The 14123-nt window shown below is 53.3% G+C and carries 15 protein-coding genes and 2 pseudogenes; 11 read left to right on the top strand and 6 right to left on the bottom strand.

Annotation, left to right across the window (positions count from 1 at the left end; all coding sequences use genetic code 11):
• Nucleotides 1-106: 106 nt before the first annotated feature.
• Nucleotides 107-898: an inositol monophosphatase family protein gene (locus tag AC2FJC_RS20670; protein ID WP_496741256.1), complete on the top strand. Its 792-nt coding sequence runs from the start codon at nt 107-109 to the stop codon at nt 896-898.
• A gap of 3 nt (nt 899-901) precedes the next feature.
• Here AC2FJC_RS20670 and AC2FJC_RS20665 read toward each other — a convergent pair.
• From AC2FJC_RS20665 to AC2FJC_RS20645, 5 genes and pseudogenes are all read right to left on the bottom strand, one after another.
• Nucleotides 902-1291 (bottom strand): annotated as a pseudogene (locus AC2FJC_RS20665) (histidine phosphatase family protein); the annotation flags it as partial.
• A gap of 177 nt (nt 1292-1468) precedes the next feature.
• Entirely contained in the window at nt 1469-2539 is a 1071-nt protein-coding gene (locus tag AC2FJC_RS20660) for an ABC transporter ATP-binding protein (RefSeq protein ID WP_496741254.1), read from the bottom strand.
• Entirely contained in the window at nt 2536-4752 is a 2217-nt protein-coding gene (locus AC2FJC_RS20655) for an ABC transporter permease (RefSeq protein WP_496741252.1), read from the bottom strand. The genes AC2FJC_RS20660 and AC2FJC_RS20655 overlap by 4 nt, the downstream gene beginning before the upstream one ends.
• Nucleotides 4753-5778, bottom strand: coding sequence for an ABC transporter substrate-binding protein (locus AC2FJC_RS20650; RefSeq protein WP_496741250.1), 1026 nt, complete (start codon nt 5776-5778; stop codon nt 4753-4755).
• Nucleotides 5779-5835: 57 nt separating this feature from the next.
• Nucleotides 5836-6300: an NUDIX hydrolase gene (locus AC2FJC_RS20645; protein WP_496741248.1), complete on the bottom strand. Its 465-nt coding sequence runs from the start codon at nt 6298-6300 to the stop codon at nt 5836-5838.
• A gap of 271 nt (nt 6301-6571) precedes the next feature.
• Here AC2FJC_RS20645 and AC2FJC_RS20640 point away from each other — a divergent pair, with 271 nt between their 5' ends.
• Genes AC2FJC_RS20640 through AC2FJC_RS20615 form a run of 6 tightly spaced genes read left to right on the top strand, consistent with a single transcriptional unit; the run spans nt 6572 to nt 11771 of the window.
• Nucleotides 6572-7354: a DeoR/GlpR family DNA-binding transcription regulator gene (locus tag AC2FJC_RS20640; RefSeq protein WP_496741246.1), complete on the top strand. Its 783-nt coding sequence runs from the start codon at nt 6572-6574 to the stop codon at nt 7352-7354.
• A gap of 58 nt (nt 7355-7412) precedes the next feature.
• Nucleotides 7413-8387, top strand: coding sequence for a phosphate/phosphite/phosphonate ABC transporter substrate-binding protein (gene phnD / locus AC2FJC_RS20635; RefSeq protein ID WP_496741244.1), 975 nt, complete (start codon nt 7413-7415; stop codon nt 8385-8387).
• A gap of 60 nt (nt 8388-8447) precedes the next feature.
• Nucleotides 8448-9242, top strand: a complete 795-nt coding sequence (gene phnC / locus AC2FJC_RS20630) for a phosphonate ABC transporter ATP-binding protein (protein ID WP_170560047.1) — start codon at nt 8448-8450, stop codon at nt 9240-9242.
• Nucleotides 9239-10054: a phosphonate ABC transporter, permease protein PhnE gene (gene phnE, locus AC2FJC_RS20625; RefSeq protein WP_496741242.1), complete on the top strand. Its 816-nt coding sequence runs from the start codon at nt 9239-9241 to the stop codon at nt 10052-10054. The genes phnC and phnE (AC2FJC_RS20625) overlap by 4 nt, the downstream gene beginning before the upstream one ends.
• Nucleotides 10054-10869, top strand: coding sequence for a phosphonate ABC transporter, permease protein PhnE (gene phnE, locus AC2FJC_RS20620; protein ID WP_496741240.1), 816 nt, complete (start codon nt 10054-10056; stop codon nt 10867-10869). Before phnE (AC2FJC_RS20625) ends, phnE (AC2FJC_RS20620) begins: the two co-directional genes overlap by 1 nt.
• Nucleotides 10833-11771: an HAD-IIA family hydrolase gene (locus tag AC2FJC_RS20615; protein WP_496741238.1), complete on the top strand. Its 939-nt coding sequence runs from the start codon at nt 10833-10835 to the stop codon at nt 11769-11771. Before phnE (AC2FJC_RS20620) ends, AC2FJC_RS20615 begins: the two co-directional genes overlap by 37 nt.
• Here the strand turns inward: AC2FJC_RS20615 and AC2FJC_RS20610 are convergent.
• Nucleotides 11725-11859, bottom strand: coding sequence for a MerR family DNA-binding transcriptional regulator (locus tag AC2FJC_RS20610; RefSeq protein ID WP_496741236.1), 135 nt, complete (start codon nt 11857-11859; stop codon nt 11725-11727). The two genes, AC2FJC_RS20615 and AC2FJC_RS20610, sit on opposite strands and share 47 nt — an antisense overlap.
• A 95-nt stretch (nt 11860-11954) precedes the next feature.
• Between AC2FJC_RS20610 and AC2FJC_RS20605 the strand changes: the two genes are divergently transcribed.
• The 4 genes and pseudogenes from AC2FJC_RS20605 to AC2FJC_RS20590 form a co-directional block, all read left to right on the top strand.
• Nucleotides 11955-12278, top strand: coding sequence for a hypothetical protein (locus AC2FJC_RS20605; protein ID WP_496741234.1), 324 nt, complete (start codon nt 11955-11957; stop codon nt 12276-12278).
• A gap of 4 nt (nt 12279-12282) precedes the next feature.
• Nucleotides 12283-12501: a GDCCVxC domain-containing (seleno)protein gene (locus AC2FJC_RS20600; protein WP_496741233.1), complete on the top strand. Its 219-nt coding sequence runs from the start codon at nt 12283-12285 to the stop codon at nt 12499-12501.
• Between the two features lie 161 nt (nt 12502-12662).
• Nucleotides 12663-13895 carry a metallophosphoesterase gene (locus AC2FJC_RS20595; RefSeq protein WP_496741231.1) on the top strand — a complete coding sequence of 411 codons (1233 nt, stop codon included), beginning with the start codon at nt 12663-12665 and terminating at the stop codon, nt 13893-13895.
• 12 nt (nt 13896-13907) lie between these two features.
• Nucleotides 13908-14006, top strand: a pseudogene (locus AC2FJC_RS20590) (IS5/IS1182 family transposase); the annotation flags it as partial.
• Nucleotides 14007-14123: the final 117 nt, after the last annotated feature.

Genomic DNA, 14123 nt, shown 5'->3' with positions numbered 1-14123 from the left:
GAGCCAATATTGGCACCTGAAGCAAGCGAGAAGACTATGTGGTTGCCTAGTCTTCGCTTGGCCTACAGTGTTGTTGGGAAACTCTCCCACCGAAAAAGGAGCACCTATGCCTCGACTTTCAGAACGCAGAGACTTTGCCACCGAAGTCTGCGAGGAGGCTGGGCTACTTGCCAAAAAGTTCTTTGCAGATCGGGTCAATCTTATAGTTGATCAAAAAGGCGCTCAGGACTGGGTGAGCGAGGCGGACAAGAACGTCGAGACTTTCATTCGTCAAAGGGTCGCGGAGGCGTGGCCCAACGATGGCGTATACGGTGAAGAGCATGGCGCGGCAGCGGGAGAGAGTGGCTTTGACTGGGTTATTGATCCGATTGATGGGACCACGAATTTCGTGAACGGTATTCCTGCATGGACCATTGTTCTGGCTGGTGTCACTGAGGGCCAAACGGAAATTGGTGTGATCCACGATCCAAACGTGGATGAAACTTTTGTCGCAACTCGCGGAGAAACTGCGACACTTAACGGATCACCGATAAGCGTCGCGCTAGGAGTGCCGTTGCAAGATGGAACAGTGGCTGTGGGATACTCGAACCGGATTGAGAGCCATCATGTCTTACCTGTTATCGAGGATCTGATCGAGCACGGGGCGATGTTTCACAGAAACGCCAGCGGAGCGCTTTCATTGGCTTACGTCGCTGCCGGGCGCCTGTTGGGTTACGTGGAGGAGCACATGAATGCATGGGATTGTCTTGCTGGGCAATTGCTGGTCTCGGAAGCGGGTGGCGTTGTCGAGGATCAGGACGCCGATGAGATGATCCGAGACGGCGGGCGCGTGATCGTGGGGACACCAGATGTGTTCGAGACGTTGCGTGAGATCGCAGAGAACGCTTGGAACGCTTAGCTCCTACGTCAAAGAGACCCAACATGAATCAGGCTTGAGCGTAACTAAATCTGCCTGCCAGAAATGGCCTTGTGAGGGTTGGTCGTGCTTGCGGTCTATCGAACAATTCGAGAGTGCGCACCAAAGCAATGTGCCCACTGCTCCGTGCGTTACAATTGCAAGATCCCCGGCATTATGCGACCGGATAATCTTAGTGACTGTCCGAAGAATGCGTATCTGTGCTTCGATCGCTGGTTCCCAACCGCGATAGCTACTTTCCGGCTGAGCAAAGAAAGCATCGGCCGCGGCTTCGAAATCTTTCAGCGGCAAGTAACCGGTTGCGCTGCGGTCATTCTCACCAAGATCCAAGTTGCATTTCACTGACAGCTTTCGTGGTGCAGCAAGAATCTCGCCTGTTTCGCGGGCCTACCGCTCGTCGCTGGTCCATATCTGAGTGACGTTGGACAAGATTCCACTGGATGCAAATTCAGTAGCGCGCTTACGGCCCACAGCATTCAAGCCCCACTCAGTTATCGGGACGGTCGGATCGATAGAGACCTCGGGGTGAGTGATGATAATGAGTTTCGGCATTTAATCCGGCAGAAGAACGGGTCCTTTGTCAGCAAAACCCATTCTGATTTCGGTGCCGGGATCAAGCGGCGCATCGACGTCATCGTGTACGGCAAATACCTGACCGAATGCACCAATCAGCGTATATTCCATCCGAACGCCAACATAGGTCGCCTTCGCCACCTTGGCTGGTATGCCTTGGTCTGAGCCGATCACCAGACGTGAGGGTCGCACTGCAATCGTTGCGTTTCCTTCGGACAAACCGCGACGTGGCAGCGTGTGGCGGTAGCCTTCTATTTCTATCGTTGCTACGTCGCCACTGATATCGACGATTTGGCAATCCAAAAGGTTTGCCTCACCTATGAAATCGGCAACAAATCGGTCGTCCGGGGCATCGTAAAGCTGGCGTGGAGTGCCCATTTGGGCGATCGCTGCGTTTCGCATGACGACAATTTCGTCCGAGACCGCCAGTGCCTCCTCCTGATCATGGGTCACGTAAACAACCGTCAAACCAAGATCTTGCTGGATTGCCCGAATATCCTCTCGCACCTGACGGCGAAGCTTGGCATCGAGATTGGACAGCGGCTCGTCGAACAGCAGAACCTGAGGCTCAAGAACCAGCGCGCGGGCGACGGCAACACGTTGTTGTTGGCCCCCTGACAGTTCAGAGGGAAGACGGTTGCCGAACCCCTGAAGACCGACCAGTTCCAATCCATACATAGCGCGGCCGCGGGCTTCATCCTTTGCAAAGCCCGAGAATGTGAGGCCATACATCACGTTTTCCAACACGCTCATATGAGGGAACAATGCGTATGATTGAAACACCATGGAAACATCGCGGTCGGTGGCCGGCAGTTTGGTCACGTCTCGGTCACCAATCAGGATTTTGCCTGAGCTTGCCATCTCCAACCCGGCAATCATGCGCAACGTAGTTGTTTTTCCGCAGCCTGACGGACCAAGCAACGTGACGAGTTTTCCTGCGTCTACTTGAAGATTGATGCTGTCGACGGCGACGACATCCTTGCCGAACACTTTCGACACGTTCTCAAAGCATACCGGCGCGGCCTTGGAACCGATTTTGGTGTCGGTCATGGCGATCTCTCCGTTCCGTGCTGCGTACGTCGACCAATTTGGACCCGACCGACGAGAAGTTGTAATAAGCCGACTGCCGCGAGCATTACGAAAATCAGCGTTGTCGAATAGGCGATAGCAAGGCCATAATCGTTATTCTCGACCCGACCGATAATATAGCTGGTTGCCATGTCATACTCAGCGCTAACCAGAAAGATGACTGCCGAGATCGCCGTCATGGCACGGACAAAGCTGTAAACAAGCGCGGCAAGTATCGCGGGGCGCAGCAGCGGTAAGATGACGTTTCGAAAAGTCTGCCAAGAGTTTGCACCAAGAGTCAGCGAGGATTCATCCAGGCTGCGGTCAAGTTGCGACATGCTCGCGATGCCCGCGCGAACACCAACCGGCATATTGCGGAAGATGAAGCTGACAACCAGGATAACGCCAGTCCCAGTTATTTCGATTGGCGGAACGTTGAAGGCAAGGATGTAGCTGACGCCGATCACTGTTCCGGGAATTGCGAACGACAGCATGGTGCCGAACTCAAATGCGTTCTTGCCTGCAAAACTCTGCCGGGTCAGCAGATAGGCTGTCACCAATCCAACGGCCGCAGTCAATGGTGCTGCAACGGCCGCAATGGTTATGGTGGTCCAGAAACTGTCCCAAGCCGCCCCGGTCCAGCGAATACCCTCTTCTTCGAAGCGAACCGAGAATGCAGTGATGTAGTGTTTGATCGTCAGCGAGTTATCAACGCCCCATAACTCGACTACACTGCCGTAGATGATCATCGCGTATACAATTATGGTAAACAGCGCCCAGCCCAAAGCAATGAGCAGCACTGGAACCGAAAGGCCGGTTGGCATAAGCGGGTGAACCCCTGCATCGCCTTTGCCGGTAACAGTTGTATAGCTCTTTTTTCCCAACCAGACACGCTGCGCGTAAAAGGCTGAAAGTGTAAAGAACAGCAGAACCATGGCTAGAACTGCCGCCCGACCTTGATCGTATTGAGCGCCGACGATAGCAAAGAATATTTCGGTCGAAAGCACGTCGAAATTGCCGCCCAATACAAGCGGGTTGCCAAAATCGGCCATGCTTTCAATGAAGCCCAGAAGAAACGCATTAGCCAGACCAGGGCGCATCAGGGGTAAGGATACGGTCTTGAAGGTCTGCCATCTGCTGGCCCGGAGGGTCTGGGCAGCTTCCTCCATCGAAGGAGAGACGCCTTCAACCACGCCGATCAGTACGAGGAACGCAATTGGTGTGAACGCAAGTGTCTGCGCAATCAGGATGCCCGGCATTCCGTAAAGCCACCGTGTCGGTTGCGTGCCGAATAGTTCAGCAACGAACCGGGTGACAGACCCGGACAGGCCAAAAAGCAGGATTAGCGCCAGGCCGATCACGAACGGCGGGGTGATTATTGGCAGAACGGTCAGAGCTCGCAGCGCACGCTTGTAACGAAAGCCTGAACGCGTCACGACCAGTGCAAAGCAAAGACCTAGGGCGGTGGTGATGACGCCAACTAGGATGGCAAGGAACAGTGAATTCCAGGCCGCGCCACAACGCGCACCCTGAAAACACCCCAGACCCCACAGTCGATCATCGAAAAACTTCGAGAAGAATACCGCAATGGAATACGCACCATCTTCGGTGATAAAGGCGGCGAAAAGCATTTTGGCAATTGGGAAAAAGACAAACGCGGTAACAATTGTAATCACGCCGCCGATGGCGCTCACAACAAAGACGTCACCGTTAATGGCACCTCTTGCTGCGATCCCCTGAGTGAGCAGGAACAGAAAGCTCGAGGCACATATCATTGCGCCGTAGCCCATACCGAACTGACGATCGCCAAGGTCGCCAAACAACGCTTCCAGCCAATCGAAATTGAATCCTCTTATGCCGATGCTGAACCCTTGGGCAATCAACCAGCCGAAACCGAGCGCGCCGGACAGGATCAGAACGCGGGCATAAAGTGGATCAGATTTGGTGCGTTTCAACACCAAAAGCGGCAGCGCCAGAGCGATCAAGAGCGGCGCCAGCCAGAGTTTTTCACCCTGCCCAATCAGAAACGCAGCGGGGGCATAATCCTCATTGAAAGGGTAGCCGTCCAAAAGCCACTCGAACGACCACAGGCCGCCGTCGACCATGTACCAGGGCAACAGGCAGAATCCGACCCACCCGGCGATGATCCAGAAGATCAGGACCGGATGGGTCGTTTTTGAGTTCTGGTCAGTCATTTATTGCGGCAGAGTCGAAACCTCTTCGTCCCATTTCTGCAATAGACGCTTCCGTTCGTCTGAGGAGCCATACTTTTTGAAATCGTAGTCAATCAGCTTGATCTGGCTCATGTCAGGCGCACTGTCCGAAGTTTCCGCGCCCTTGTTTGATGGCACCTGAAAGGCGTTGACTTGAAGAGCAAGGTTCTGAGCTTCGGGCGAGAGGGCCCAATCGTAGAACTTTTTCGCCTCTTCCTCGTTGCGAGCTCCGTCTATGATTGACATTGAGCCAATTTCATACCCGGTGCCTTCGCATGGTGCGACAACTTTGATCGGGAACCCCGAAACGGCCTGTTTCACAGCATCATGCATGAAGACAATACCAATGGTATTCTCGCCACGACCGGCGGCCTTGATGGGTGCTGAACCAGACTTGGTGTACTGATTGATGTTCGAATGCAGGCCTTTCATGAACTCAAAGCCTTCATCCTCGCCGAAGATCTGCACCATTGAGGCCAGCGTCGTATAAGCCGTGCCGGACGAGTTCGGGTTCGCCATTTGAACATGGCCCTTGTACTCGGGCTTCAGCAAGTCTTTCCAGCAGGCGGGTTCGGGCAGGTTGTTTGCGGTGACAAGGTCGGCATTGTAGCCATACCCAAGCGCACCCGAGTAAATACCGATCGTCTTGTTGCCGGCGCTTTCCGCCTGAGATATCGCCCAATCATGAAGCTGGTCGCGCATTGGCGACATGTATTCCATCGTCAGGCCTTCTTCGGCGGCCTGCAAATGCGGGTCACCCGTGCCACCCCACCAAACGTCACCCTTCGGGTTCGAACTTTCGGCTCGGATTTGTGCAAAGGTTTCGCCTGAGGATTTCCGGGTCATATTGACGTCGATGCCAGTCGCATCTTCAAAGCTTCGCGCCATGAGCTGGCACCAATCTTCTTGCGCCGAACAATAGAGTGTCAGCTTATCGGCCTGTGCCGCCGACAGTGACGCAGCCAGAGCAATCACCGATCCAACCGCAGTGGATGTCAATTTCCTCATTTTTTCCTCCCTTTGAGCTTAGTACGTCCGGGTTTCCCGGTTCTTTCATGCCCTTCCTCATGCAGCATTTCGAAGTTTCTTTATAACAATTTTGACTTCTGGATCGTCCGTTAGATTATGCAGCAAATCTGACAGGTCTCTTTCTTGAACTAACTTTGCGGCCTTTGCCGGTGAGAACCAATGGCGCGTTCGTTCACCTTCTTCCTTCCAGCGTCGCTTCAACTTTTCGACGACCAGAGGATAAAGGGTAACGCGGCAGCGAACGCTGCTTCGCCCCTCGTATCGTTTATCATAGAAAAAATGACCGATTGGCCGTTGCGATATGGTACCGACTGCGCCTGCTTCTTCTTGAGCTTCTATTTCTGCGGCATGCCAAGGTTTTTTGCCGTCCATTGGCCATCCTTTTGGGATAACCCACCGACCGGTATCCCGCGAAGTGACCATAAGAACGCGCAACTTGCCAGTCTTATCCCAGCGCATCGGAAGCGCCGCAATCTGATCTGCCGTTTCGCTGTCGCCCATGCCACCCCTCAATGCCAAACGATCAAAAACCAAAAGGAAGCTGTCTGAATGGCAGGTTGGCCGGTTAACGCTTTGCCTTGGCTCGTATTCTGAATTTGATCAACCTGTGCATCTTCGCTTTGCGCTTCGAATTACTTGTGTTCGCTCGAATTCTCACAACTTTCTGAGGGTTATGCAACAAAAAATATTGCAATATGACCGAAAGCCCACAAAAGTAGGTTGCGAAGCCTAGTCGGGTCGTCGGATGTCCAAAACAAAAACGCGCGGCAAAATGTCTGAAAAGAACCAGAGCCGGGTAAAGAAGTCCGACCGGCGCCAACAGATATTGTTGGAGCTGAAGTTGCGCCCGCACGTTCGCATCACCGAACTGGCACAGCGGTTCAACGTCTCCAACGAAACGGTACGTAGAGATTTCGATGCTCTGTCGAACGACGGGTTGATAGCCCGGGCACACGGGGGGGCATCAGCCGCTGCGCAAGGGCACTATCCGGGTTTGGATGAACGAACAAACGCTCAGGTTGAGGAACGCGAACGGATAGGTGCCATTGCTGCAGAACTGATCCAGAGCGGTGAAACGGTCATGATTGATTCCGGCTCGACCACAATCGAAATGGCACGTGCACTGGCTTATATTGGAACGCCTTGCACGGTAATTACCAATTCCATTCCCGTAGCTATGACCCTTGGCCATGGGGCTGCACAAGTCCTGTTATGCCCAGGGGAATATTTGGCAACTGAGTCTGCAACTATCGGAACCGAGACGCTGGAATTTCTTTCCCGTTTCAACGTCGACAGGTGCATGATCGGTGCCTCTGGGTTGTCGACAGAAGGTCCTTCAGAAACAGTGCGGGGCTTTGCGGCAGTAAAAACGGTGATGCTGACGCGTGCCGAGAAACGGCACCTTCTGGTTGATTCCGGGAAATTCGGCCGGAAAGGCTTGTCTCAAGTAGGAGACCTTAACGACTTGGCTTCCATAGTCACCGACAAAAAACCAACAGGAGAATTGCGTAACGCTATTGAGGGCGCCGAGGTCGACGTTCTTGTCGCCGGGTAGACATAAAATGATTGATTAACAGCGGACAAAAAGCACCGCACATGACTGGGAGGAAAACATGAAGATCGATATCAAACTATTGCTTGGGGCATCTGCAATCGCACTCATGTCGATGAGTGGAATAGCGTCGGCGCAGGATTGTCCACGCGGTGACTTGGACGAGCGTTTTTGTGATGCCGACGGGGATTTGATCGCGGATATCCCTACAGACCCTTCCGAGCAAATAGATCCAGACACCTTGATCTTTGCTTACACGCCGGTTGAAGACCCGGCCGTATACAAAACTGCGTGGTCAGACTTTCTCGACCATTTGAAAGCAGAAACGGGCAAGGAAGTTGTCTTTTTCCCAGTCCAGAACAACGCAGCCCAGATCGAGGCGATGCGCTCAGGGCGCCTGCATATTGCGGGATTCAACACCGGCTCCAACCCACTTGCGGTAAACTGCGCAGGGTTCCGTCCATTCACAATAATGGCTTCGAAGGACGGTAATTTTGGTTACGAGATGGAAATCATCACCTATCCGGATTCGGGTATCGAAAAGGTTGAAGACATCAAGGGAAAGCAACTGGCTTTTACATCCCCTACATCGAACTCGGGATTCAAGGCGCCTTCCGCGATCCTGAAAAGCGACTTTGATCTTCTGCCCGAACGCGATTTTGAGCCTGTCTATTCGGGCAAGCATGACAACTCGATCCTAGGTGTTGCCAACAAAGACTACTTAGCGGCTTCAATTGCGAACTCGGTAAAATCGCGAATGATTTCGCGCGATGTGATCAACGAAGATGACGTCATCACGATCTACAAATCGCAGACTTTCCCAACAACTGGATTTGGCACTGTTTACAATCTGACACCCGAGTTGCAGGAGAAAATCCGCAATGCTTTCTTCAGCTTCGACTGGGAGGGCACGACACTTGAGGCTGAGTTTTCAAAGTCGAACGAAGGCCAATTTCTTGAAATGACCTACCAGGAATTCTGGGACGTCATTCGCAAGATTGATGCAGCAAATGGCGTTTCCTACGCCTGTCAGTGATACTCCAATAATCAGGCGGGCCTCAACGGGCCCGCTGTCCACCCTAATCTGGGGCAATTCATGCTGCGTCTTCAAAAGCTGACGAAAACATACAAGACCGGGGATCAGGCTTTGAAAGCTATTGATCTTGAGGTGCCTAAGGGACAGGTTCTTGCGTTGATTGGGCCCTCGGGCGCGGGCAAATCGACCATGATCCGTTGCATAAACCGCTTGGTTGAACCCACAAGCGGCGGCGTCCTTCTGGATGACGTGGACCTGACCAAGCTCGGCTCAGGTGCGCTGCGGAAAGCACGTCGTGAAATGGGTATGATCTTTCAGGAATATGCCCTGGTCGAACGCCTGACGGTAATGGAAAACGTGTTGTCCGGCAGGTTGGGTTACGTCGGGTTCTGGCGCAGCTTTCTGCGGCGGTATCCCCAGCCAGATGTAGATGAGGCCTTCCGATTGCTTGATCGGGTTGGCCTGTTACACATGGCGGATAAACGGGCAGATGAACTGTCGGGTGGTCAACGCCAAAGGGTTGGTATTTGCCGCGCCTTGATTCAAAACCCGAAACTGTTGCTGGTTGATGAGCCAACTGCGTCGCTGGACCCAAAGACCAGCCGTCAGATAATGCGGCTAATCACTGAGCTGTGTCAGGAGCGCGGATTGGCGGCGATCATCAATATCCATGACGTGGCACTCGCCCAAATGTTTGTTCCTCGCGTCGTCGGTCTCCGCTTTGGCGAAATTGTATATGATGGCCTTCCGACAGGCCTCACCCCCGAGAAGCTGACCGAAATTTATGGGGAGGAAGACTGGGAAGCGACAATCGAAAAAGTGGACGAAGATGAAGATGTCGAGGCTGCAGAATGAGCCATCAAGAATTGGACGACATGTTGGGAAAGGGCTGGCGTAAGCCTGCCTTTGTCAAAAACCCACTGCTCCGGTGGGCATTGTTTCTTGGGTTTTTCGCCTATCTGATAGCGGCTTTCATGACCATCGAAGTTGATTGGGGCCGCGTCTATGAAGGGTTGGACAGGGGTTGGGCGTTTGTGCTTGCATTTACCAGCCCGGACTTCGTTTCGCGGTGGTCAGACATTTGGAGCGGTCTGCTCGAGAGTATCATTATGACCGTGGCTGCGTCGGTCGTGGGTATCGTGATTTCGATCCCAATTGGTCTGGGGGCCGCACGCAATATTGCCCCCTTGCCAATCTACATGATTTGCCGGGGCATTGTCGCGATAAGTAGGGCGTTGCAAGAGATTATCGTGGCGATTTTGCTAGTGGCTATCTTCGGCTTTGGTCCGCTGGCAGGGTTTCTAACACTCTCTTTCGCGACCATTGGGTTTCTCTCAAAACTCTTGGCCGAAGATATCGAGGCGATGGACAAGGTTCAGGCCGAGGCGATCAAGGCCTCCGGCGCACGTTGGCCGCAATGGATCAATTATGGAGTTCAGCCTCAGGTGATGCCGCGACTTGTAGGGCTTTCTATGTACCGGATCGACATAAATTTCCGAGAAAGCGCAATTCTGGGTCTCGTGGGCGCTGGCGGTATTGGTGCGACACTGAACACTGCGTTTGATCGCTATGAATACGACACGGCTGCGGCCATTCTGACCCTTATCATCGGGATCGTCATGGCTCTTGAATACCTTTCGGGAGTTATCCGGGCGAGGGTTCAGTAATGCCGGTACTTGAACGCGACGATACGCAAATCTGGCGCCGGCGGACGACCGGTCAGAGTTTGGTTCGATGGTTCGGTTGGCTGTTGGGGGTAGCGATCTTCGTCTATTGCTGGCAGCTCATCTCGGAGTCGACGACGTGGTTTTTCGTTTGGGACGCACCCCGCATTGCCAACGATATCTGGACCCGTGCAACGCCTCCGAAATGGGACTACATCACTCAGCTGGGCCGCCCGATTTGGGACACCTTGAACATAGCTACACTGGGTACAATCATTGCCTTGTGCCTGGCTGTGCCGGTAGCCTTTCTTGCAGCCCGCAACACCACACCGTCGGCCCTGTTCATACGGCCCGTAGCGCTGCTGGTCATTGTCTCAACCCGCTCAATCAACTCGCTAATCTGGGCGCTGCTTTTGATTGCAATTATTGGACCTGGCGTCTTTGCCGGTGTTGTAGCAATCGCCATCCGTTCAATAGGGTTTTGCGCAAAGCTTCTTTATGAAGCCATAGAAGAAATCGATCGCACGCAGGTCGAGGCGATCACGGCAACCGGTGCGTCGCGCTGGCAGGTCATGGCATACGGGATCGTTCCGCAAATCCTACCAGCTTTCGCAGGCATTGCTGTCTTCCGTTGGGATATCAACATCCGCGAATCCACTGTCTTGGGGCTGGTTGGTGCCGGGGGGATAGGGTTGCAACTTTCAGCTTCGCTAAATGTTCTGGCTTGGCCCCAAGTTAGTCTGATCCTGATTGTAATTCTGGTCGCGGTTATGATAAGCGAATGGGTTTCGGCGAAAGTAAGAGGGGCCATCATTTGACTGGTTTCTCTGCGCAAGAGGCTTTTGAGGCCTACGAGGCTGTAAGACATCGCCTTCCGCAACCCAGATCTACTGAAGTGAGCTATCATCAGGCGGACACGCTGGAGGATATCGCTCACGAGTTTGACGTGTTCCTCCTCGATGCCTTCGGGGTTCTCAATATTGGTGATACGGCAATCCCAGGTACACCAGATCGGGTCAGGTCGCTGACAGCCGCCGGCAAACGTGTTCTGGTCGTATCGAATGCTGCAGGGTTTCCCCACACAACTCTTATCGAGAAATACTATGGGCTTGGCTACAACTTCGCGCCACAAGACGTGATCACCAGTCGGGCCACGTTGTTGTCTGAGCTAAATGGCCAAAATGAGTTACATTGGGGATTGATGGCAACTCCAAGTGCCGGCCTTCGCGATCTGGAGGAGTTGAATCTATCCTACCTGGAGGATGACCCGAAGCCCTACGAAACCGTCGACGGATTTTTGATGATTGGGTCAGCTGTTTGGAATGAAACGCGACAAGCCATGTTAGAGGCCGCTTTGCTGGAGCGTCCCCGCCCGGTATTGGTGGGTAATCCTGACATTGTCGCTCCGCGCGAGTACGGTTTCTCCAAAGAACCCGGTCTTTACGCGCACCGGCTAGCAGACCGGACAGGCGTCACCCCTCAGTTCTTTGGAAAACCTTTCGCCAACATCTATGATCTTGCATTCAGCCGCCTGGGGCACATCAACAAGTCCCGGGTTCTGATGGTTGGCGACAGCCTGCACACCGACATTCTAGGTGCACGAAATGCAGGCATAGCTTCCGCGCTCATCTCTGGATTCGGTTTCTTCGCAGGGCATGATGTTGAAGCAGCGATCATGAAGGCAGGGATAGTACCGAACTTTGTTTTAAACCGGCCTTGATATTAGGCACGATCCCTTCGCGTTCGTAGTAGCGGATCGTTTCAATGCCGACACCGCTTTGACGGGATGCTTCCCCAATCGCAAACATGTGAGATTTTCCGTCTTGATCCTGTAGTCACTACAGAGGTTATACCAGTAATCGCCGCTTAGACAATTCCGCACAAAAAGGCGTCAGGAACAAAAATGCAGAAATACCTTAGCCTCAGTTACATAGGATCTCTGTCCGCGCTTGGCGTCGCGACCTGCTGCGTAATGCCCATGACAATGATGCTTCTAGGACTGGGCGGCAGTTGGCTGGCAATCTTTGGGAAGATAGCAGCGGCTAGCTACCATGTGTTGGCGATATCGACCGCGCTCATCGCGGTATCTTGGATGGTATCTTACCAACACAGATCCCTAGAGAAGTTGAGATGGTGGCTTTTGGGAACGACCGCGATGACCGGCTTGGCTTGGGTCGTCGTGTTCTATGAGGCTCGTATCAACGATTTTCTGATTATGCAGATGTGAGACAATGACAAAACAAACTGTTGTGATTGAAAGCACGCTGACTTGCCCAAACTGTGGGCACAGCGAAACCGAAGAAATGCCTACGGATGCCTGCCAGTGGTTCTATGAATGCAAATCATGCAGAACAGTCTTGAAGCCGTTGGAAGGCGACTGTTGTGTCTACTGTTCCTATGCAACGGTACCATGTCCTCCAATACAGCTAGGCGATGGCTGCTGCGGATAGTGTGAAGGGTTACAGTGTTACCGCCTTGGTAAACTTGCCACCCGAGAATTTCGACCAATTGCGCAACTGTAGCCCCGATCTATGACTGCGAGAAACGCGCCATTCAGTGTTTGCGCAATGTAAAGTAGTCTGGGCATATTGCAGAAAGAGGGGCCGGCATATTGACCAGAACCACTTCACTCGTTTTCGCGGCATGGGTTTCACTGTGTATCACGGTTTTGTCTTCCAAAGCTGATGTGTTGCATCATTGGGTCCAACTTGGACCCGACGATGAAATCATTGTAAGAGCAATCTCTGCCGCGCCTGAATGCCCTTTATTGCAAATCGATGGTCAGGCCGTTGCGATGAAAAAACGAGCGAAGCCACAGGTCCAGTTTCCTCATCTGGTTTGCGAATACCGAGCGCCAAAACTGGCTCCGAAGTTAATGCTCGGAGGAAGCCCGCTGCCAACCCTCAATCCAAGCGTGCAACGGATTGCCGTGATCGGGGATACCGGGTGCCGAATTCGCGGCACCAGAGTACAGAATTGCAATGATACAACCACTTGGCCGTTGAAATCCATCCTCGAGGAGATCGCATCCAGATCGCCGGATCTGGTTATCCATGTTGGCGACTACCTGTATCGGGCATCGGAATGCCCGGACGCAGAAAAATGCGGCGGATCTCCATTTGGTGACACTTTCGAATCCTGGTCCGCGGATTGGCTGGACCCGGCGGACGGTTTGCTCGGGCGAGTCCCGTTTGTCTTCTTGAGGGGCAATCACGAAAATTGTGGACGCGGCGACAAAGGATGGTTCCGGTATTTCGAAGTCGGGCCCGTTCCCTCGAGTTGTCCCGCTGTAACCCTGCCGTGGATCGCTTCCGTTGATGGTCTTGATCTGATTTCGTTTGATTCCTCCGCCGGCCCGGCACCGCAAAGCAGCACCAAGCTGGTAAACGTCTACGGACGAATGGCCAGAGACGTGTTTGGAAAAACCAGAGGTGAAGCTTGGTTTCTCACGCACAGACCACTTTGGGTGAATATGCAAGCGTTTGGAGAGCTGATTGATGGTGACGACACACAGCGGGAGGCGTTCAGCGGGGTCATTCCAGAATCAGTCAACCTTGTTTTGTCAGGCCATATCCACGCCTTTCAGGCGATCGATTTACTGGACGGGCCAGTGCAGGGGATAAGCGGTAATGGAGGAACGCAGCTTGATCCTATGCCCACTGACATTGCTACCAACGTTGAAGTTGCTGGCAGCCTGGCAAGTAAAGTAGTCAGCAACAGCGTTTTCGGCTTCTTGATGTTGACCCGGAAAACGGATGGTGTCTGGTTGATGGACGCAATCGATGCAGAAGGAAAAACCCGCAATCGATGCCGTCTTATCGGGCGCGCGCTTTCTTGCGCGTAACCCAAGCTGATTATCGCCGGCCGGAAGCAACGCAAGGCCACCGTGAAATATGACAAAGGCCGCTACAAGCCGCGCAATCGGATCGAGATTACGTTCGGCAAGCTCAAGGATTGACCGCGTGTAGTAAGGCTCCTCGGTTCGTGCTTCCCAAAGGTCAAATCACACCGGGACTCCGTCCCTTTCAACAATTCAAAGAGCGGGTTGCTTAACAACGCAGGTCAGATTTAT

The sequence above is a fragment of the Ruegeria sp. CDSB117 genome (assembly GCF_059611005.1).
Note: the sequence above shows the minus strand (reverse complement) of the source record. Positions and strands in the feature narration are given on the sequence as shown.